This is a genomic window from Neobacillus sp. B24 (genome assembly GCF_055381825.1).
Genome location: NZ_AP035777.1, coordinates 2352096 through 2372526, shown reverse-complemented (window position 1 = coordinate 2372526; position 20431 = coordinate 2352096). Strand labels below are relative to the sequence as shown.

Annotated in this window: 18 protein-coding genes; all 18 read right to left on the bottom strand. The window is 45.0% G+C overall.

Annotated features, from left to right (window positions below; all coding sequences use genetic code 11):
• Positions 1–28 precede the first annotated feature (28 nt).
• Complete coding sequence (locus ACZ43M_RS11730; protein WP_464507586.1) at positions 29–1546, bottom strand: long-chain-fatty-acid--CoA ligase; 1518 nt, start codon at positions 1544–1546, stop codon at positions 29–31.
• Positions 1547–1838: 292 nt separating this feature from the next.
• Positions 1839–2240, bottom strand: coding sequence for an acyl-CoA thioesterase (locus ACZ43M_RS11725; protein ID WP_464507584.1), 402 nt, complete (start codon positions 2238–2240; stop codon positions 1839–1841).
• A gap of 78 nt (positions 2241–2318) precedes the next feature.
• A complete protein-coding gene (locus ACZ43M_RS11720) occupies positions 2319–3089 on the bottom strand; it encodes a 3-hydroxyacyl-CoA dehydrogenase (protein ID WP_464507583.1) in 771 nt (256 codons plus the stop codon).
• Between the two features lie 22 nt (positions 3090–3111).
• Positions 3112–4263 carry a thiolase family protein gene (locus tag ACZ43M_RS11715; RefSeq protein ID WP_464507582.1) on the bottom strand — a complete coding sequence of 384 codons (1152 nt, stop codon included), beginning with the start codon at positions 4261–4263 and terminating at the stop codon, positions 3112–3114.
• Between the two features lie 45 nt (positions 4264–4308).
• Complete coding sequence (locus tag ACZ43M_RS11710) at positions 4309–5457, bottom strand: CaiB/BaiF CoA transferase family protein (RefSeq protein WP_464508010.1); 1149 nt, start codon at positions 5455–5457, stop codon at positions 4309–4311.
• 204 nt (positions 5458–5661) lie between these two features.
• Entirely contained in the window at positions 5662–7191 is a 1530-nt protein-coding gene (locus ACZ43M_RS11705; RefSeq protein ID WP_464507581.1) for a class I adenylate-forming enzyme family protein, read from the bottom strand.
• Positions 7192–7273: 82 nt separating this feature from the next.
• A complete protein-coding gene (locus ACZ43M_RS11700) occupies positions 7274–8419 on the bottom strand; it encodes an acyl-CoA dehydrogenase family protein (RefSeq protein WP_464507580.1) in 1146 nt (381 codons plus the stop codon).
• Between the two features lie 18 nt (positions 8420–8437).
• A complete protein-coding gene (locus ACZ43M_RS11695) occupies positions 8438–9226 on the bottom strand; it encodes a crotonase/enoyl-CoA hydratase family protein (protein ID WP_464507579.1) in 789 nt (262 codons plus the stop codon).
• A complete protein-coding gene (locus ACZ43M_RS11690) occupies positions 9226–10080 on the bottom strand; it encodes a crotonase/enoyl-CoA hydratase family protein (protein WP_464507578.1) in 855 nt (284 codons plus the stop codon). Before ACZ43M_RS11690 ends, ACZ43M_RS11695 begins: the two co-directional genes overlap by 1 nt.
• An 18-nt stretch (positions 10081–10098) precedes the next feature.
• On the bottom strand, positions 10099–11310 hold the full coding sequence (locus ACZ43M_RS11685) for an acyl-CoA dehydrogenase family protein (protein WP_464507577.1): 1212 nt from the start codon (positions 11308–11310) through the stop codon (positions 10099–10101).
• 32 nt (positions 11311–11342) lie between these two features.
• Positions 11343–11792 carry a hypothetical protein gene (locus tag ACZ43M_RS11680; RefSeq protein WP_464507576.1) on the bottom strand — a complete coding sequence of 150 codons (450 nt, stop codon included), beginning with the start codon at positions 11790–11792 and terminating at the stop codon, positions 11343–11345.
• A 10-nt stretch (positions 11793–11802) separates the two neighbouring features.
• Positions 11803–12837: a phosphotransferase family protein gene (locus ACZ43M_RS11675; protein WP_464507575.1), complete on the bottom strand. Its 1035-nt coding sequence runs from the start codon at positions 12835–12837 to the stop codon at positions 11803–11805.
• Between the two features lie 71 nt (positions 12838–12908).
• Positions 12909–14468, bottom strand: coding sequence for an acyl-CoA synthetase (locus ACZ43M_RS11670; RefSeq protein WP_464507574.1), 1560 nt, complete (start codon positions 14466–14468; stop codon positions 12909–12911).
• 81 nt (positions 14469–14549) lie between these two features.
• Positions 14550–15932, bottom strand: coding sequence for an MFS transporter (locus tag ACZ43M_RS11665; RefSeq protein ID WP_464507573.1), 1383 nt, complete (start codon positions 15930–15932; stop codon positions 14550–14552).
• 387 nt (positions 15933–16319) lie between these two features.
• Complete coding sequence (gene fadH / locus ACZ43M_RS11660; protein WP_464507572.1) at positions 16320–17093, bottom strand: 2,4-dienoyl-CoA reductase; 774 nt, start codon at positions 17091–17093, stop codon at positions 16320–16322.
• Between the two features lie 82 nt (positions 17094–17175).
• A complete protein-coding gene (locus ACZ43M_RS11655; RefSeq protein ID WP_464507571.1) occupies positions 17176–18348 on the bottom strand; it encodes an acyl-CoA dehydrogenase family protein in 1173 nt (390 codons plus the stop codon).
• A gap of 21 nt (positions 18349–18369) precedes the next feature.
• The gene (locus ACZ43M_RS11650) at positions 18370–19557 is read right to left on the bottom strand and encodes an acyl-CoA dehydrogenase family protein (RefSeq protein ID WP_464507570.1); all 1188 of its coding nucleotides are present in this window, start codon (positions 19555–19557) and stop codon (positions 18370–18372) included.
• Positions 19558–19622: 65 nt separating this feature from the next.
• On the bottom strand, positions 19623–20414 hold the full coding sequence (locus tag ACZ43M_RS11645) for an enoyl-CoA hydratase (protein ID WP_464508009.1): 792 nt from the start codon (positions 20412–20414) through the stop codon (positions 19623–19625).
• Between the last annotated feature and the right edge of the window lie 17 nt (positions 20415–20431).

The window sequence follows — 20431 nt, the reverse complement described above, 5'->3', positions numbered from 1 at the left end:
TCTTTGAGCTTTTATGTGAAAAAATCTGTTACCGAACCACAATGTCCGCTGCTGTTTTCCTTAAGTGCGTCTTTAGAATCTTGCCCACGCCGTTCCTTGGCAGAGACTCTAGAAAGACAATATGCCGTGGTGTTTTCCGTTTTGACAAATGATCTTGGCAATAAGTAATCAATTCTTCTTCGGTGACGTCAGCATCCTGTTTCTTCACAACACAGGCAACCATTTCCTCCCCCATCCGCTCATCCGGAATTCCGATTACGGCAGCTTCGGCCACTTTGTCATGGGCATTCAGGATTTCTTCCACATCTCTTGGATAGAGGTTGAAACCGCCGCGGATGATTAAATCCTTCTTGCGGTCGACGATGTAAACATAGCCATCATCATCCTGACGTGCCACATCACCGGTGTATAACCAACCATCGCGAAGTACCCGCTCTGATTCCTCCCGGTTTTGGAAGTATCCTGGCGTGATATTATCGCCGGAGACAATTAGCTCCCCTACTTCGCCGCGCGGTACCTCTTCACCTTGGTCGTTAACAATTCTCACTTGTACCCCAGGAATCGGGATTCCAACAGAGCCCGGTTTGATTTCCTTACCTTTTCGATGCGCGGTAACGACTGGTGCTGCCTCAGACAAACCGTAGCCCTCGTATACTTGGGCGCCAAACTTTTTCTGAAAAGCATGCAGCAGTGCAACTGGAAGCGGCGCTGAGCCAGAACCGACTGATTCAAGGCTGGACGTATCGTATTGGTCTGCTTGCGGGTAGGATACGAGAGCGTATATCATGGCCGGCACGGCAGAAAATGATTTGACCTTGTATTTTTCAATGGCGGACAATACTTCTTTCACATCAAAAGAAGAAAAGACTACGATCGAACCGCCAGTCAGAAATGAAACATTGGAAACGGTTAGTCCGTACACATGGGCGAGCGGCAGTACTCCAAGTGTGGTTCCGCGTTCGGTCTCATTATGCTTAGCCGAGTTATCGGCATTTGAGTATAAATTTTTATGGGTTAATAGTACCCCTTTAGGATTTCCTGTTGTTCCGGAGGTGTAGAGAATGACGGCGGTATCTTCCGGTTTGATATCATCTGGCAAAATGCTGTTGCTTTGGTCCATAACATCATAGAAGTTTTTAGTTTGGTTATCGGTTGGACGATCTACCACGAGGACTTCCGGTCTGCCCGGCAGGCCTTCCAGTGATTTTTCAACATTTTGAAGTACATAAGAGGAGGTAATAACTGCTTTTGCCCCGGAATTGAGGGCGATATAATGAAGTTCCTTAGGATGCAGCATAAACATGACGGGAACAATGATGGCCCCTGCCCGAGTGATTCCTTGATAGGATATTAGGACTTCCGGACAATTGGGCAGACAAACCATAACGCGGTCGCCTTTTTGAATCCCCAGTCTTCTAAGGCCGTTCGCAAATTGGTCGGCTAAATTCTTGGTTTCCACGTTTGTCAGGGTTCTTTCTTTGAAAAATAAAAGCGGGTACTCGCCGAAGTCGGCGATGTTTTTTTCTAGCAGGTCTTTTAGTTTCACTGAATCCTCTCCTCATCAAAAATTTTCTCACTACCATGACATGATAGACGATAAGGGAACCCTAAACCTTTTTTTAAATAGCGTTTTGGAAACGCTATCATTTTATAAAAGACTAGAAACACTTCCTTTCGTACTAACTAGTTGGTATGTAACCAAGTTTTAATATATACAAAATTTTCTAAATATACAATATTTATCGTTTGACAAATTTCTCGGTTGTTTTTGGAGTACTCACAATCTATTAATAAGAGCAGTGGCAAGCATTAAGCGATGCCACTGTTGTAATCTTGCATTATTGAGCGCATTTAAAATGACGGGCAATCTCTTCGATTACGGGGACGCCTTTCCTTGTTGCGGTATTAAACATGACGAATGTCTTTGTTGCTTCGGTGATCAGAACACCGTCTTGATTATGGATTTCTTGTTTTACCGAAAAGCTTTTATTGCCAACATGCTTTAGGGTTGTCGTGACATTCAAGGTATCTCCCAATCTAGCTTCCTTAATATAAGAGACATCCATTTTTAGCACAACAGTACCTAGGTCTCTTTCTCTTAATTCATAAAAGTTGACTCCTGCCTGTTTGTACCAATGACTGACACCTTTTTCTAAAAAAAGTATATATTTCAGGTAATTCACATGGCCAAGCTGATCGATGTCTTCTGGTGCAACGACAATTTTAGTAGTAGTCTGCATTTATATCTCCTGCCTTTAAGGTGAAATCTCGTTTGAAAATAAACCTCCAGCTTCATGCGCTGGAGGTTAGGGTAACTATTATTTTGGCTGCATCCGAATCGCGCCGTCCAGACGGATAGTTTCCCCATTTAAATATGGATTCTCAATAATGGATTTGGCCAAATGAGCATATTCAGCAGAGTAACCTAAACGCTGAGGGAACGGAACCATTGCACCCAATGCCAAGCGGACTTTTTCAGGAGCGCCAGCAAATAATGGCGTGTCCATAAGTCCTGGAGCAATTGTCACCACCCTGATTCCATGCCGGGACAGGTCGCGGGCAATCGGCAGTGTCATGCCGACAATGCCGCCCTTTGACGCACTGTATGCGGCTTGACCCATTTGGCCATCAAAGGCAGCAACAGAAGCAGTGTTAATAATGACGCCTCTTTCGCCGTCTTCATTCGGAGCGTTTTGGGTCATTTTTTCCGCTGCCAAGCGGAGCACGTTAAAGGTTCCGATTAGATTGACGCTAATGACTCTTGTGAAAGTGCCGAGATCATGAGGCTTATCCTTGCCAACAGTCTTTTCAGCCGCGCCAATTCCGGCACAGTTCACTAATGCATTGATTGCGCCAAATTTTTCAACCGTTTGATTTACGGCATTGGCTACGTCCTCTTCATTCGTTACGTTTGTTTTGACAAATAAAATTCGGTCTGAGCCAAATTTTTCAACTAAAGCCGCGCCTCTTTCTTCCTGTAAATCAAAAATGGCGACATTTCCTCCGTTTTCCACAATACTTTCGACAGTGGCTTCTCCGAGACCCGAAGCGCCTCCGGTAACTACTGCTACGATGCCATTTAGTTTCATATATATATAACCTCCTTTTATATTAGCCTATTCTTTCAATAATCGTGGCATTGGCCATGCCGCCGCCTTCACAAATCGCCTGTAAACCGTAGCGGCCGCCGCTTCTTTCGAGTTCATTCAGCATGGTGATCATCAACCGGGCCCCCGATGCACCTAATGGATGACCTAATGCAATAGCGCCTCCGTTCGGATTAAGCTTTTCAGGATCTGCTTTAAGTTCGTCCATCCAGAGCATTGGAACTGGTGCAAACGCCTCGTTTACTTCATAAGTATCCATGTCATCAATGGTAAGTCCCGCTTTTTCGAGCACCTTTTTGGAAGCAATCGAAGGGCCGGTTAACATTAATGTTGGGTCGGAACCCACTACCGAGCGAGCAACAATTCGAGCGCGCGGTTTAAGCCCCAATTCCTCTGCTTTTTCTCGTGACATTAACAGCAGCGCAGCCGCACCATCGCTCATTTGGCTGGAATTTCCAGCGTGGATGACTCCGTCTTGTGTAAACGCAGGCTTAAGGGAAGCCAATTTTTCAATCGAGGTGTCCCTTCTCGGTCCTTCATCCTGTGTCACCGTGATTGTCGAGCCATCTGCCAGTTTTACTTCAAGCGGCATGATTTCTCGGTCGAACCGGCCTTCTTCCTGTGCCTTAATGGCTCTGCGGTGGCTCTCAAGCGAGAATTCGTCCAGCTTGCTGCGAGAATAGCCCCATTTTTCGGCAATTCGCTCTGCAGATAATCCTTGATGGATCATTTCATATTTGGAGGTTAATTCTTCGCTCCAGCCAGATTCCCGGCGGGTAGCGCCCAAAGGGATTCTTGTCATGCTTTCCACGCCGCCGGCAATGACAACATCCATATCACCGCTCAAGATCGCTTGTGATGCAAAATGAACCGCCTGCTGACTGGATCCGCATTGGCGGTCGATGGTCGTTCCCGGTACGTGAATCGGGAAATCAGCCATTAAGGCAGCATTGCGGGCAATATTTAATCCTTGTTCTTCCACTTGGCTGACACAGCCCAAAATAACATCTTCCACAAGATCCGGGGAGATTCCGGCGCGGTTAACCACTTCTTTTAAAACCTTTGCAGCCAACTCATCCGGGCGGGATGAACCAAGCAATCCTTTTCTCTTTCCAACAGGGGTACGTACTGCTTCAACAATGACAACTTCTCTCATACTTCAAACCTCCTAAATATAGTAAAATAACAGGACTAAACATACTTATTCTTCTAATGGTTTAAGTAGTCCTAATTCTTCTAAAATCTCATCATTATGTTCACCAAGAAGGGGAGCAGGGCGAACTGTTTTCAGCTTTGTTCTTGATAGTTTAATAGGATTGGCCACTTGCTTGAGTGTTCCATATTGCGGGTGGTCCACCTTTTCAATCATGCCCCGGTGCTGAATTTGCGGGTCAGCAACCATTTCCTCCATTGTTAACACAGGGGCAACACAGGCATCGACGCCGTCGAATAACTCTACCCATTGGATTAGTGTTTTGGTTTCAATGACAGCTTGAATCTCTCTTTTCATTAAAGCTTGTTCTTCTGCCGGTCCATTTAATTGGCTTATTAACTCTTCTTTTCCGATAACCTGGCAGAAATTCTTCCAGAACTTCATTTCGAGTGCCCCTACCGAGAGATGTCGTTGATCTTTCGTTTCGTATGTCTCGTAACAGGCCATGCCGCCATTTAAGACCAGCTCCCCGCGATTTGGCAGGTGCCCGCTCGCTAAATAAGAAGGGAGCGACGTTTGCATCCAGGAGACTGCACCATCCAGCATGGAAATATCAATAAACTGACCTTCCCCTGAGTTTTTAGCCTCGATAATACTTACGAGAATCCCAACAACCGCCATTAAAGAGCCGCCGCCAATATCGCCAATCTGGACGGAAGCGCTTACCGGCTTTCGATTTTGTTCCCCTTGTAATTCTAGCAAACCCGAATAACTTAAAAAGTTAATATCATGGCCGGCAATATCTTTATAAGGGCCAGTTTGGCCATAGCTGGTAATGGCACAATAAATCAATTTTGGATTATGCTTTTTCAGTTCCTCATATCCAAGGCCCAGACGGTCCATGACCCCAGGACGGAACGACTCGATTAAAACATCGGCTGATTTCACCAACTGTATGAAAATGTCTTTATTTTCTTCCTGTTTTAAATCCAGGCTCATGCTTCGCTTATTCCGATTTAACGAATGAAACATGGCGCTCATCCCGCCAAACTTCGGGTCCCCCCAGCGTGCATAATCGCCCAGCTTTGGATCTTCTATCTTAATCACATCCGCCCCAAAATCAGCCAGCATCAACGAACAATAAGGCCCTGGCAAAAGCCGCGTCAAATCCAAAACGCGAATCCCCTCCAAAGGCATACCCAAATCCACCCACTCCCTTCACATCACATAAACAAACCAAGCAATCTATCTATTTCCAATAATACCAATTTTCATATAATTCTACAATTAATTTATTTTTTAAACGCAAATTCAACAAGGTGTCAGGCACCACAAAAAGACAATTTTACTAATTTGTCCATCTGGGGTGGACACCTTGGTGCATGCACTCATTTTTGGGCTTTAATTTACCGCTGTGCTTTTGTAGTTTTCTCTTAATTGGTATTTTAGGATTTTGCCTGATGCGTTTCGTGGGAGTTGGTCTATTTGAAAGTAGATTCTTGGAATTTTGTATCCCGCTAGTTCCTGGCGGCAGTATTGCTTCAGTTCTTCTTCATTCATTTGTTTGCCCGGTTTTGGTACGATCACGGCTGCGACGGTTTCGCCCCAGACTTCATGGGGAACACCGATGACTGCCGCTTCCAAAATATCAGGATGCTTGTATAGCACATGTTCTACCTCGGTGGAATATACATTTTCCCCTCCGGAAATAATCATGTCTTTCTTTCGGTCTACCAATGTGATATAGCCATCCTCATCGATATTGGCGAGGTCCCCGGTATAAAGCCAGCCATTTCTCAGCGTCTTTGCCGTTTCCTCCGGCTTTTTATAGTATTCTTTCATGACAGATTCACATCTGATAATAAACTCCACGACCTCACCCGGGTTCACGTCTGCACCGTTTTCATCGACGACTCTTACATCAGTTCCAAAGGAGCCCTTTCCCGAGGCACCAAACTTTGTTTTGTGTTCCTCCGGAAGAAGGTAAACTCCACCTGGGCCACCTTCCGTTTGGCCGCACATATTAAAGAATTGGTCAGTCTGGAACATCTCCATTGCTTGCCTCAATAAAGCTGTCGGCATTGGTGCTGCACCGTAACCGCAGCGCTTCACGCTTGATAAATCATATTGCTCCCGGTTTGGCACCTGCAGCAGGAAATTATACATTGTCGGAACCCCAAAGAATAAGCTGATTTTGTATTGGTCAATATCTTTTAGTGTTTGAACAGGATTAAACTCCTGCCGGACGATTTGGGTGCATCCAAGCGTCGTGCCGGTTACAAGGAACAAATTCAACTGGGCACAGTGGAATAACGGAGCAATATGGAGCAATTGATCTTCCGGTCCCATTTTAAACATAATCATGGTTCCTAGAGCAACATGGATCACGCGGTGGTGATCAAGAACTACTCCCTTCGGCTGTCCGGTTGTCCCCGAGGTATACAGAATTTCGGCATCATCAGATTCCAATACTTGAATCAGAGGGTCTGCGACAGAGGAACTTTGAAACTGAGATAGCAGCATTTGATTGTCCTTACTTGTTGAATCCGCAATTACCTGAAGCCTAATCTTGTCGTTTCCTTCCGCCGCTTTTTGAGTGACGTCAGCCAAATCTTCATCAGCGAAGACAATCATGGAATCGGAATCGTCCAAAATATAGCTTGCCTCTTTCGCTGTTAAGCGGAAATTAACAGGCACCGCCACCCCGCCGGCCTTTAAAATGGCATAATAAACAAAACAGAATACATCTGAGTTCTTCATCATCAAGGCAATTTTATCGCCTCGCTTTACTCCATAACTAATGAGCGCGTTGGCAATCTTATTCACCTGTTCATTGTATTGTTTATAGGTAAAGACGTTTTCTCCAAAGATAATCGCTTGCTTATCAGGGTTGTATTTCGCATTCCGTTCAAGAGCTTCAAATAGATTCATTACTATTCCTCCCTTACCCTCATAATAAAAATTGGATTAATCCGGGCCGGTCTGAAAATGAACCACCCCGTGCATCACTACCTTACAAACCCATGTTTTTCGCTATAATTGTTTTCATAATTTCATTGGTTCCGGCATAAATCGAGCCAACGGCGACATCCCGGTATCTTCTCGCAATCTCGTACTCTTCCATATAGCCGTAGCCGCCATGAAGCTGCATGCATTCAGTGGCCACATTTTTGGCTAAATCCGTCAGCCACCACTTAGCCATCGAAACCTCGTTCACAACATTTTTCTTTTCCATATGATCAGCAATCAGCTTGTCAACAAACGTTTCGCCAATCTTAATTTTCGTCGCCATTTCGGCAAGCTTAAATTGGGTATTCTGGAACTTGCTGATTGGCTTGCCAAATGCTGTCCGCTGTTTGACATAATCAACGGTAATATCCAGCATGTGCTTACAGGCTGTAATGCTGCCGATGGCGAGCATCAATCGCTCCTGCTGCAGTTTTTCCATCAGGTAATAAAACCCCTTGCCTTCTTCGCCAATCAAATTTTCCATTGGAACAACGGCGTCCTCAAAAATAAGTTCAGACGTATCATTGGAATGCTGCCCCAGTTTGCGGAGCTTCTTCCCTTTCTTAAATCCAGGGGTGCCCTCTTCGACGACAATGAGGCTGATGCCTTTATGCCTTGGTGTCGCATTCGGGTCCGTTACACAAACGACAATAACAAAGTTTGCCGAAAAACCATTGGTGATAAATGTTTTTTCACCATTGATAATATAATTATCTCCGTCTTTAACAGCTGTCGTTTTCACGGCAGCCAGATCGGAACCCGTTCCAGGCTCGGTCATGGCGATGGCGGAAATCATCTCCCCGCTAACCGCTTTTGGCAGCCAGCGCTGCTTTTGTTCCTCAGAGGCAAATTCGCCGATATACGGTATGACAATGTCATTGTGAAGGCCAATGCCGCCTGCTCCTGCACCTACTTTATCTAACTCTTCGGTAATCACAACTGAATAGCCAAAATCAGCATTGGACCCGCCATATTTCTCATCCACCCATGGACAAAGAAATCCTTGCTCACCGGCTTTTTTCCAAAATGATTTTGGAACCTGTTTTGCTTCTTCCCATTCTTCAAAAAATGGATAAGCTTCCTTGTCCAAAAACTTTCTGAATGCTTTTCTAAAAATTTCATGCTCTTCTGATAAATATGGTTTAGTCACGAAAAAGCCCCCTTGTATTTATTTTCCTGTCCAATTTGGTTTCCGTTTTTGAGCAAACGCCAGCGGCCCCTCTTTGGCATCTTGGCTGGCAAATACTTTACCCGCATATTCCTGATTGATCGACCACGCTTCTGGTGGAAACGCGACGGTTGTATCCAAGCCTCTGTAGACAATTTCTTTACTCGCTTTTACCGCAAGCGGTGCATTATCAATAATTTCTTCTGCCAGCGCGATCGCTGCATTCAATACCTGGTTATGGGCTACCACTTCGTTGACGAGTCCCCACTGCTTTGCTTCTTCCGCCGTAATAGGTTTGCCGGTAAGGATGGCATGCATCGCCACCTTCAGCGGAATTTGCCTTGGCAGACGCAATAGTCCTCCAGCCCCGGCAATCAGTCCCCGTTTTACCTCTGGCAGGCCAAATGATGCTTTTTCAGAAGCAATAATTAAATCGCAGGCCAAGGCAATCTCCGTCCCGCCGCCTAAGGCGAATCCGTTAACAGCAGCGATTACGGGCTTGGATATATGATGCCTCACGATCCCAGCAAAGCCCCATTCCTGCATTTCCTCAGTTGTGGAAAAACCGCCTGAACCGATCTCCTTCAGATCGGCCCCGGCCGAAAAAGCCCGGTCACCCGCACCCGTTATGATGGCTGCCCAAAGATCAGGGTCGTCATTGAATTCTTTCAATGCCGTTCCGGTTTCAAGCCATAGTCTGCTATTAACGGCATTCAACGCTTCGGGCCGATTCAATGTAATGACGGCAATGCGGCCAATTTTTTCAACGATAATCGCTTGGTAGTCCATTATGCTTCTCCTTTCGATTTCCACCATGGATAAAAGCTGGGCATGTCAGCGCTGACTTTCATCGGAAAGTTTGGTTTTCTTTTTTCAAAAAATGACGTAATTCCCTCGCGGACATCATCCTGCTGTCCTATCCATTGGAGCATCTTCGATTCAATTTTATGAGATTCATAGGGATGGTCAGCACCAAGCATTTTCCACATGAGCTGTCGTGATAAGGCAACAGAAATGGCAGATATATTCTCCGCAATTTCCCTGGCGATTGCCTCTGCTGCCGGAAGCAGTTCTTCAGGTGGCACGACCTGACTGACCAACCCAATTTTTAGCGCTTCCTCTGCAGGAATAATTTTTCCGGTTAATACCAGTTCAGCTGCTTTGCTGATTCCTACTACTCTAGGTAAAAACCAGCCGCTGCAAGCTTCAGGGGTAATGCCGCGCCTGCTGAACACAAATCCCATTTTGGCATTTGAGGATGCAATCCGAATATCCATTGGCAGGGTCATCGTGGCCCCAATTCCAACAGCGGATCCATTAATCGCAGCAATAATCGGCTTTTTCAATTCATAGATTCGTAAACTTAGGATCCCGCCGCCATCGCGAAATTCCTCGCTGGAACCTTCCTTATATTCAAACGTACTGGTACCGCTCCCTAAATCTGCACCAGCACAGAAGGCCTTGCCGTCACCGGTGACAATAATCGCTCTTACGTCATCATTGGCATCAGCCACATCCAATACTTGAAGCAATTCATTTAACATTTGCCCATTAAACGCATTTAAATTTTCTCTGCACAAGGTAATCGTCATCACTTTATCTTTTACACCTGTTTTTAACGTTTCAAATTCAACTACTTGCATACTTAGTCACCTCATTCTTTAAAAATTGGCTGGGTCCCAGCTTTCCTCTTGTTGGTACTTTCGTAATATACGGCGGGCAATGGTCGCGGTGTGAACCTCATCCGGTCCGTCATAAATTCTGGCATAGCGGGCTTCCCGGTACATTTTTTCCAGCGGCGTATCAGACGTAACCCCTAATGCGCCGTGAACCTGAATTGCCCGATCAATCACATCATGGAGCACCTTTGCCCCATACACTTTAATCATCGCAATATCAATGCGGGCGTCCTCCCCCCGGTCAATTTTCCGTGCCGCTTCAAGAGTCATCAGCCGTGCACTCTGAATCTCAGTTGCCGAGTCCGCAATGAATTTTTGAATCATTTGCTTTTCCGATAGCAGCGAGCCATGGGCGTAACGGTTTAACGACCGTTGGCACATTAAATCAAACGCTCTTTGGGCTTGGCCAAGCCATCTCATACAGTGATAGATTCTGCCTGGCCCCAATCGTTTTTGGGCTATGACGAAACCGTGGCCCCGCTCTCCCAACAGGTTTTCCTTTGGAACCCTGACATTGGTCAAACGGATTTCGCAGTGACCTCCGCCAGTATGTCCCATCGTTGGGACAACTCTAACAATCTCGTAACCGGGAGTATCAGTCGGTACAATGATCATCGAAGCACGTTTATGACGGTTTGGATCATTTGGTTCGGTTACACAAAAAACAGTCGTAAAGGCAGCGTGATTTGCAAATGTTGTAAACCACTTATGGGCGTTTATAACCCATTCGTCCCCATCAAGGTAAGCGGTTGATACAATTAGTGTAGGATCCGACCCGGCGACATCAGGCTCAGTCAACCCTACCGATGGATTGATTTCCCCATTGACCAGCGGGTATAACCATCGTTTCTTTTGCTCTTCTGTTCCGAATAGATTTAACATCGTCCCATCCTGGGCCGTATGGGTGCCAAGTGCCGCCATTGCTGCCTCGGAACGGCCAATCACTTCATTGATATATACATAGTCCATAAATTGGAGTCCACCGCCGCCAATTTCTGTTGGCAGTCCCAGCGCCCAGATTCCTTCTTGTTTCGCCTGAGCCTGTAATTCCTTAAGGGTGCTTACTCCTTGTTCGTCCCATTTTTCAATGATGGTTTCAACAGGGATTACCTTCTCATCAATAAACCTTCTAACTTTGTTGCGAATTTCTAAGACATGTTCACTAATGCCAAAGCTTTGCTCAATCTCATTCAACGTCAACTTCCCTCCCATTCTTCTCAAAGCTTTTACCGAACCAGAGCCATTTCAATGGTAAGCTGTTCTCTTAGTTTTTTTCTGAAGGGGTGAATATACTGTGCCTCAACCCCTGGATGAACAGCCCATTCCTTATATAAAAAGGTAAGCAGCCGGCATTGAATCTCATTTAATTCCTTCCATTTTTCCGTTACATCCTCATTAAAATCCGTATCCTCCATGGCAGTCAGAAGCTCTTCTACCCAGGTAAAGACGGCATCATCCTCCTGGATCTTTAGAAAAATCTCATTAAGAGATTCTTTGATTAATAGGTTCAGCTGTTCTTTCGGTTTGGTATTCTCGACTGTATTGGTATCCAAGTTTTTCAAAACAGCAAGCATAGCAATAGCTTGTTCCTTAGCCATGTCATTTGAGAGATTAGGAATGATCACATCTTTAATCACTTCATTAACGGTTTTTATCGTAAATGATTTATTGAACATCTGTTACCTCCTAGTACCCTAGTAATTCAGCGACCATCCCCCGCATCAACGGCCAGCGATAGCCTTGCCGTGCCATCCGCAAGTCCTTTGTTTCTCCCTTAGCGAAAGCCGTACCTGCCGACTGGGAAATGAGGACAAAGCGGACTTGATGAAATACTTCATAATAATGAAGAACACGTTCCTCGATACTTAAACCTGTTAATTCGCTATACGTTTCCAAAAACATCTCCCGGTCTAATAGATAGCACAAGAGGGGTGAATCCATCCGGTTCGATTTGGCACAAACATAGGCTATATCTGCCAACGGGTCGCCGATTTCCGCAGCCTCCCAATCGAGTATCCCCGTAATTTCGTTACCGTTGTATAATAAGTTACCGGTCCGGTAATCGTTATGTATCAGGGAATACCTTTGGGGAGCAGGTTTATTGGCCTTTAACCATTCCAAGGCATCGACCATTACCGGGTCCGGGCTGATTTGGTACCGATAGTACATATTCTCTAAATCTTTTAATTTTTCATCGATAAATCCGAATTTCCCTACTGGCTCCCTAAAATCCTGGGTAAATCCGGCGGCATGGTAATCCAGCAGATGCAGCTTCGCCAAATACTGAACAAATTGAACCGGAATGTCTCCCTCCTCATGAGCTGCTTTGAAAAAATCCCGCCCCTGTTTAGACCAAGGAACAAAACTATTTCCAGGCAGCTTATCCATGACAAAAAACGGTCCGCCAAGAATCGATTCGTCGGCTTCATACCAGTGAACACCCGGGATAGGCAGGTCACTATTTTTACTGAGAATGTCGAGAAACTTGAACTGCTGATAAAAATTCCGGTTTTCCCGCATTAACCCGCCCTTATTTCGTTTACGAACCGCAAACCCTTTTTGTTGTTTTCCATTCGCGGATTCCCAGTGGACATTAAAGATAAAAGCCTCGTCGGACCAACCGGCAGAGGGTTGGAATAGGTCCCGAACTTCTACGTTTTTTGCCCCTGTTAGTTTAGATTCAAAATATGCCTGCAGCGCCTCTTCCATTTTTTCTGTCACTAGACCCCCGCCTTTCGGTCATTCTTTTCTCTGCCCACCCGCTAAAACAGTCGGGTTGGGCAGCAATGCCTTTATTTTAGGTTTACTTCCTGCTCCCTTAACACCCGTTTCAGGATTTTTCCCGATGTGTTTCTTGGCAGTTCACTTAAAAACTCCACATATTTCGGCTTTTTGTAGGAAGCCAGGTGGTTTTGACAATGCAGAATGACCCCTTGTACTGTTAAGCTGCTTCCCGGTTTTAACACAACGTATGCCTTGACACTTTCACCCCACTTCGGGTCTGGAACACCGACAACTGCGGCCTCGAAAATGGCTTCATGCCGATGCAATGCCGCTTCTATTTCAGCAGGATAAATATTTTCTCCGCCGCTGATAATCATGTCCTTGCTGCGGTCAACCACATAAATAAAGCCTTCATCATCCTGGCGGACCAAGTCACCGCTGTGGAACCAGCCGCCGCGGAATGCCTCTTCAGTCGCTTCCGGATTTTTGTAATATTCCTTCATCACGGTAGGGCCGCGGTAAATAATTTCACCAATTTCTCCGACTGGAACATCGTTCATATTTTCATCAACAATCCGCACTTCCACATTCATTGCCGGTTTCCCCACGGAATTAGTTTTTCGAATACTATCCTGCGGCAAAAGACAAGTAGTAGTAGGACTCATCTCCGTCTGGCCAAACGCATCAAAGATCCCGCCATTGTGAAAATACTTCATCATTTTGTGCTTCACTTCCAGCGGACAGATGGCCGCGCCTGTTGAACACCTAATGACCGAAGTCAAATCGAAATCTTCAATATTGGGAACATGCAGCACCAGGTTCCACATGGCTGGCACCATAAACAAGCCATTAATCTTTTCCTGATCAATGGTCTCAAGGACTGCCACCGGATTAAAGTCTCGGTGGATCACAGTCAGGCCGCCAACCAAACAGCTTATCAGCACATTGCCAACTCCGGCGATATGAAATAACGGTGTAATCAATAATTGTTTGGATCCATGCTCAATTTTGGAATCTATGACGCTGTTCGTCGCGCTCATGAGTAAATTTTTGTGTGTTAATACGGCTCCTTTAGGCTTTCCGGTTGTCCCGGACGTATAGCAAATCATGCAGGCGTCATCTTCATCAACTAGACCGTCAACTGATACATAGGGCCTATTTGTTCCATAGATGCTATCATATGGAACCATTTCCGGAACATTTCCTTTCCCGACAACGACAATCCTTTCGACATTTGGTAGTTCCTTCCTAATTGATAGAATCATTTCTTGGTACTCTTCTTCGATAAACAAGATCTTTGTATCAGAATGATTAAGGATATAAATAAATTCCTCCTGTACCAATCTAAAGTTGATTGGCACACTGACACATCCGGCAGAAGCGGCGGCAAACATGACCTCAACAAAGGCGAGATTATTTTTAAAAATAATCCCTACCTTATCACCGATTTGCAGTCCTTGCCCCTGGAGCCAGCCTGCCAGCTGCAATGTCCTCTCTTCCAGCTCCAGATAAGTCAATCTTTGATCACCGTAAATAAATGCTTCTTGATTTGGGGTCTTGTGAGCTACTCTTCTAATTAATTCCCCTACTAGTAATTGACGCGACATTTGCAAGCTTGATGTTGTCATTATTCTTCCTCCTTTATGATAAAAAGTAACTTCCATCCATATTGAGAGCCTTTTCATTTCAATTACCGGCTGTCCTGTTGCCTATACTTGGAATTCTTTTACCGGCGCAAGTTTAGCCTTTCTGAAATACGATATGAGGATGATAAATGTACTAAGGAAGATAAATGAGAGCAAAAGGAAAATGTTTCGGTAAATATTTTCATTTGCTAATCCTTGTTGAAGTGTCAGCAAGAGCCCAGTTAAAGTCACCCCGAATGCACCGCCAATAAATTGGCCCAATTGGACAATTCCCATACCTGACCCAATTTCCGACGATGGCAGCAATCTAGTCACTTCATTTGATATGCTAGAAGTGAGTGCAGTAAAACCTGTGCTCATAAATATGTAGGTTACAAGGATCAAGTAGGGAGAAATCGTAGAAGTAAATGCCAACATGATAACAGCGAATATCAGTAAACCTTGGCCAAGGAGTATTACTAATTTGTTTCCAAAATGATCGATTAGCCTGCCGATTACTTGAGCACTAATCGCCGAAAGACAAGCACCTGGAAAGATAATAAGCCCCACTTCTGCAGCCTCTTTATGGTAAACGGCGGTGAGGATTATTGGAATTAAGAAAAGGCTTGAAAAATGAATGATAAACCCGCTAAAACCAATGGTAATCAATTTTATATACTGACTATTTTTAAGCAGCTTTGGCTGAATAAATGGTGTAGACTGCCGATGAAGATAAATCCACCATATTGCAAAAAGGACAATTGTTAACGCCAATATAAAATAAGAAAATGAAGAGGTTAGCAGTAAAAATGCTGTTACGCTTAGGCCAGTTAAAGCAGCGCCGCCAACATCAAATTGACCTTCCTTTACCTGCTCTATTGGCAGCAGCCTTTTATATAATGGAATGAATAAGACTACTAATCCAGTAATACCAAAGAGGAAATTCCAGCCCAAATATTGGGTAATACCGCCTCCGATTACTGGACCTAGACCAAATCCCAAGGAAGCGGCGGAGGCGATAAATGACATGGCCCTGCCGCGTCTTGAAACAGGTATATAGCGTCCGGCTAGAACCATAGCCAGTCCTGGCACGGCCCCAGCCCCTGCTGCCTGCAGAATACGAGCAGCTAACAAACTATAATAATGAGTAGAAAAAAATCCGAAGATGGATGCAGCGCTTAGCAGCGACAATCCGGTAAAAAGCAGCCTGGAAATCGGAACAAAATCCGAAAGCCTGCTAAATGTTAATGTTGAAATGGCAAAAGCAATCGAGTAGCCTGAGACAATCCAGGATGCCTCCGTTGATGATAGTGAAAAATCGGCAAGGACTGATGGCAAGGCAACATTAAACATGGTTGTGTTCATGACCACTAGCCAAACCGTAAAACTCCATACATAAATAACTTTATTTTCTTGAAAGGGTTTCCCGCTGCTAGTATAAACTGTGGGCATAGGCATTGGTGCCATGGAATCACACCTATTTTTCAAAGTAACGTAACTTTAATGTTCAGACTGCAAATTTGTCTTTGGATTACCAAAATCTTACAGACTTAAGACACTTTTGCCTCTTTTGAGCGCAGTTTTGTCCTTAAGAGGCTGTATTAAAGACATTTTGCCTGATTTTATTGGTCGTTTTGTCTTTAGCGTTCCATAATTTTACAGCCCAAAGACATTCTCGCCTCTTTTGCGCACTGTTTTGTCTTTAAGAACCTCGCTTAAAGACATTTTGCCTGCTTTTATTAATCGTTTTGTCTTTGTGATTCCAAAATTTTACAACCAAAAGGTGTTTTCACCTCTTATGAGCGCGGTTTTGTCCTTATGAGGTTCGACTAAAGACTATAGCCTGCAGAAATCCTAAACTTCTTTGAGTCCGGAGTTATTTAACCATAGTGCTCCATCCATCGCGACACATTCCCCATTTATATACTCTGCCTGCGGTGATAACAAAAAGTAAGCAAGATTTGCAATCTCTTCTGCTCTGCCGAAACGTTTAAGCGGGACTTGATTGATGGCCTTTTGATAACCGTCTCCTGAGTCTATTAATCTGGCAACTCCCTCTGTATTTTCGATAGGCCCTGGGGCAATACAATTTGCTCTTATTCCATATTTTCTCCCCCACTCCACCGCAAGGGTCCGCGTCATCGCTAGGATTCCGGCTTTTGCACTTGCCGCATGAACATTTCCCGGCGCTGCTCCCCAGGCAAACGTGGCGACAATATTAAGAATACTGCCCCTTTGCTTGTTAGCAATCCAATCTTTGCCAACTGCCTGCGTACAATACCAGGTCCCGTTAAGGTCAATATTTATGACCGCATTCCAGCCATTAACCGTTAGATCCTCAGCGGCACAAATGAAGTTTCCGGCGGCGTTATTAACGAGTACATCTATTTTTCCAAACCTTTCTTTTGCAGCTTCCACCATCGCTTGTGCATTTTCCGGGATCCGCACATCCATTACAAAATCTAAAACCTGGCCTTCAAAGGTTTGTATTTCACTTTTCGCATTTTTTAGCTTTTCGGCATTCCTGCCGGTGATCATGACGTTTGCCCCTTTGTTGGCAAACTTCTGGGCCATAGCTTTCCCAATCCCACTGCCGCCGCCAGTAATGATAACTGTTTTCCCGTTCACTAACCAATCCCTCCTTGTTTCTAAATGACTTTAAAAAAGGTAAGGCCCCATTCCGGCAGTCTTACCTTTTTAAAAAATCCGGTTATGACATCAACATTTCGGGAAGGACATCCTCAGACAACCTCAGTTCATCTGCGATTTTTTCGCGATGATATTGGGGTGAACCAAGATGATTTTCCAGTGAACGGGCCCGTTTAAGGAACAAATGGCAATCAAATTCCCACGTAAAACCCATACCCCCATGAATTTGAATATTGGCTCCTGCTGCTTTAATATAGGCTTCGCTAATAAATGAGCGGGCCATTGAGACAGCTTCCACCAATTCTGGAGCCTTGTTTTCGACTGCCCATGAGGCGTAGTAGGATAATGACCGGGCGCTTTCAAGCGCCAGTTTCATATCGACAATCCGGTGTTTGACTGCCTGAAACCTGCCAATTGGCTGGCCGAATTGTTCGCGCGTCTTGGCATATTCCGTTGCCATCGCTACCACACGATCAATACCTCCTGCCATTGTTGAAGAAAAGGCTGCATTTAAATGATTTAGACCATCCTGTAATAGGGACCAGCCCTCGTTTTCTGTACCTAACAACTGAGTATTTGGTACCCTTACATTGTTAAACGTTACATTAAATAGCTGTCTCGTCTCATCAATGCTTTGCAATTCCTTTATCACTATGTTTTCTTGACGGCAATCCACTAACAGCAAGGAAATTCCAAATTCCCCCTGAACATCTCCGCCTGTTCGTACCGGAACAATCAACGTATCTGCGCTATCAGCAAACGGAACAAGGATCTTTGTACCTTGCAAAACATACTCATTGCCTCTTTGCTCAGCCTTCAATTGGATAGCGGAGTGTGAAAGTTCCCCGCTATCCTCGAGCAAAGCAAGTGAAAACTTGCGAGTACCTTCGGCAACCTCCGTCAGGTACTTATTTTTCAGCTCCTCTGACCCATAAGATTCTAACAGCGGCACCGCGAAAGCTACGGTTTCTGGATAGGGACCCGGCACCACACAACGCCCCATTTCTTCTAAAATAGGAACTAATGACAGAGACCCAAGACCCAACCCGCCGTAAGTTTCCGAAATATTAATACCCATAAAACCGAGATTGCCCAAACCGTTCCATAACTCATCTAGCACCTGTTTATTTCCGTTCATATATTCCCTTGGAATACCCAAATCACCCTTTGATTCTAAAAATTGCCGGGTTGTTTGTTGAAACATTACCTGTTCTTCATTTAATGCGAAATCCATAATCCCACCTCCACATTTGATTTAATATTTAATATCTTTTGGCAATCCCATAATCCGTTCTGCTACGATATTTTTTTGAATTTCCGAAGTCCCACCCTCAATGGTATAAGCAAAGGAACGGAGATACTCCTGCTGCCAACTTGGGTCCACCAGCGAATTTTCTTTCCACAAGGTGCCGGATGCGCCTTGAAGTGACATCGCATATGCCAGCATTTCCTGCCCCAATTCACTTGAAGCAAGCTTATCCATTGAGCCTTCCGGACCCGGACGTCCCGTCCGTATCGTATTGGTCAAGTGGCGATAATAGTTAAAAAGAATAGCTTTTGTTTTAGTCCGGAAAATGGCAAGGTTTTGCCGAACCAGCGGGTCATGGGCGAGCGGCCGGCCATTCTTTTTCAATGACTTAGCCAAATCTACCAATTCTTCAAATAGCTTTTGCAGTCTGAATGTCTGTCTGGCAACACCGACACGTTCATGGCTCAGCAAAATCAAAGAGGACTTCCAGCCTTGATTCACCTCGCCGACAACATCCCGGTCATAGGCGATGGCATCATTGAAAAACATTTCATTAAAAATACGGTTGTCATTGATGGAACGGATTGGGCGTGTTTCCACACCTTCCTGGTGCATGTCGATAAGAAAAGCCGTGATGCCTTCATGTTTTTTTCCGGTATTTTCAGTGCGGGCAAGCAAAAAGCACTTGTCAGCCAAATGGGCAAAACTCGTCCAAATCTTCTGCCCGTTGATAATCCATTTATCCCCCTGTTTAACCGCCCTTGTTTGAATTGCAGCAAGATCAGAACCGGCATTTGGCTCCGAGTAGCCTTGACACCAATTCTCTTCCCCATTTAAAATTTTCGGGATATACCGCTCCTTTTGATAATGTGTTCCAATTTGCAGAAGAGTCGGGCCGACCATGGCCGTTCCAATAATATTCAATGCCGGTGGTGCTTTTACCCTTGCCATCTCCTGTTCGTAGATAACCTCCTGCATTAACGTGGCACCTCTGCCGCCATACTCTGTTGGCCAGGAAATTCCTGCCCATCCGCCTTCCGCAAGCTTAGCCTGCCACTCTCTTAAAAATGATCCTTTGTCATCCTCCGGCATCACCCGTTTTCCTTCCAGCCAACCCTCAGGCAGGTTGCACTCAAGCCAAGCCCGCAGCTCTTGTTGAAACGCTAATTCATTTTCTGTAAACGAAAAATCCATCTCCTTCTTCCTCCATTCAACTCTTTTAAATTGTTAAACTACATTCAGAAATGAAATCGTTAAAATTAACGGTGTTTGAAGGAAGGCTGCCGTTTTTCAATAAATGCCTGAACCCCTTCTCTTACATCTTCTGTACCAAATACTTGCGCAAACAACTCGGCCTCTATCTCCATTCCTTGGGCAAATGATGTATCGGTTCCCTTGTTTACTGCTTCCTTAATTCTGCTTAACGCCTGTAAGGAATAGCCCGCCATTTTTTTTGCCATGGAAAGGGCAGTCTCCATCCCTTTTCCGCTCTGTACAACCTGATTAACAAGCCCGATTTTAAGAGCCTCTTCTGCCGATAACGGCTCCCCTAAAAACATTAATTCCTTTGCTTTCGATGAACCTACTAATCTCGGTAAACGCTGCGTTCCACCACCGCCAGGGAATAGCCCCAATTTAATCTCAGGCAGCCCAACCTTCACATGCTCTTCAGCTATTCGAATATCACAGGTTAACGCGAGTTCACAGCCGCCGCCAAACGCAAGGCCATTTAACACGGCAATCGTAGGTTTAGGAATGTCGGCAATAAAGTTCAATATTTCATGTGACTTACCATTATTTCTCTTAAACTCTTCTTTTTCCAGTCCCAATGATTGCGGAAATTCCTTAATGTCTGCCCCCGCCATAAACGCCCTGCTGCCGGCCCCCGTTAAAATCGCTGCAACTACATCAGAATCCTCCGCGATGGCCGCAAAAACCTCTCCAAGTTCCTGTGTTACCTGCCTGCTTAAGACATTCATTGGCGGGTTATCAATCGTAACAATGGCTACTCCTTCGGATTTTTCGAGATGCACTAATTCAGTCATAGTGATTTCCTCCTATATAGTTA

Bases quoted from the DNA above. Each gene is read 5' to 3' on its own strand.
- ACZ43M_RS11725 (WP_464507584.1), bottom strand. From the start codon at position 2,240: ATGCAGACTACTACTAAAATTGTCGTTGCACCAGAAGACATCGATCAG.
- ACZ43M_RS11720 (WP_464507583.1), bottom strand. From the start codon at position 3,089: ATGAAACTAAATGGCATCGTAGCAGTAGTTACCGGAGGCGCTTCGGGT.
- ACZ43M_RS11715 (WP_464507582.1), bottom strand. From the start codon at position 4,263: ATGAGAGAAGTTGTCATTGTTGAAGCAGTACGTACCCCTGTTGGAAAG.
- ACZ43M_RS11710 (WP_464508010.1), bottom strand. From the start codon at position 5,457: ATGCCTTTGGAGGGGATTCGCGTTTTGGATTTGACGCGGCTTTTGCCA.
- ACZ43M_RS11705 (WP_464507581.1), bottom strand. From the start codon at position 7,191: ATGAATCTATTTGAAGCTCTTGAACGGAATGCGAAATACAACCCTGAT.
- ACZ43M_RS11695 (WP_464507579.1), bottom strand. From the start codon at position 9,226: ATGGACTACCAAGCGATTATCGTTGAAAAAATTGGCCGCATTGCCGTC.
- ACZ43M_RS11690 (WP_464507578.1), bottom strand. From the start codon at position 10,080: ATGCAAGTAGTTGAATTTGAAACGTTAAAAACAGGTGTAAAAGATAAA.
- ACZ43M_RS11680 (WP_464507576.1), bottom strand. From the start codon at position 11,792: ATGTTCAATAAATCATTTACGATAAAAACCGTTAATGAAGTGATTAAA.
- ACZ43M_RS11670 (WP_464507574.1), bottom strand. From the start codon at position 14,468: ATGACAACATCAAGCTTGCAAATGTCGCGTCAATTACTAGTAGGGGAA.
- ACZ43M_RS11665 (WP_464507573.1), bottom strand. From the start codon at position 15,932: ATGGCACCAATGCCTATGCCCACAGTTTATACTAGCAGCGGGAAACCC.
- ACZ43M_RS11655 (WP_464507571.1), bottom strand. From the start codon at position 18,348: ATGGATTTCGCATTAAATGAAGAACAGGTAATGTTTCAACAAACAACC.
- ACZ43M_RS11650 (WP_464507570.1), bottom strand. From the start codon at position 19,557: ATGGATTTTTCGTTTACAGAAAATGAATTAGCGTTTCAACAAGAGCTG.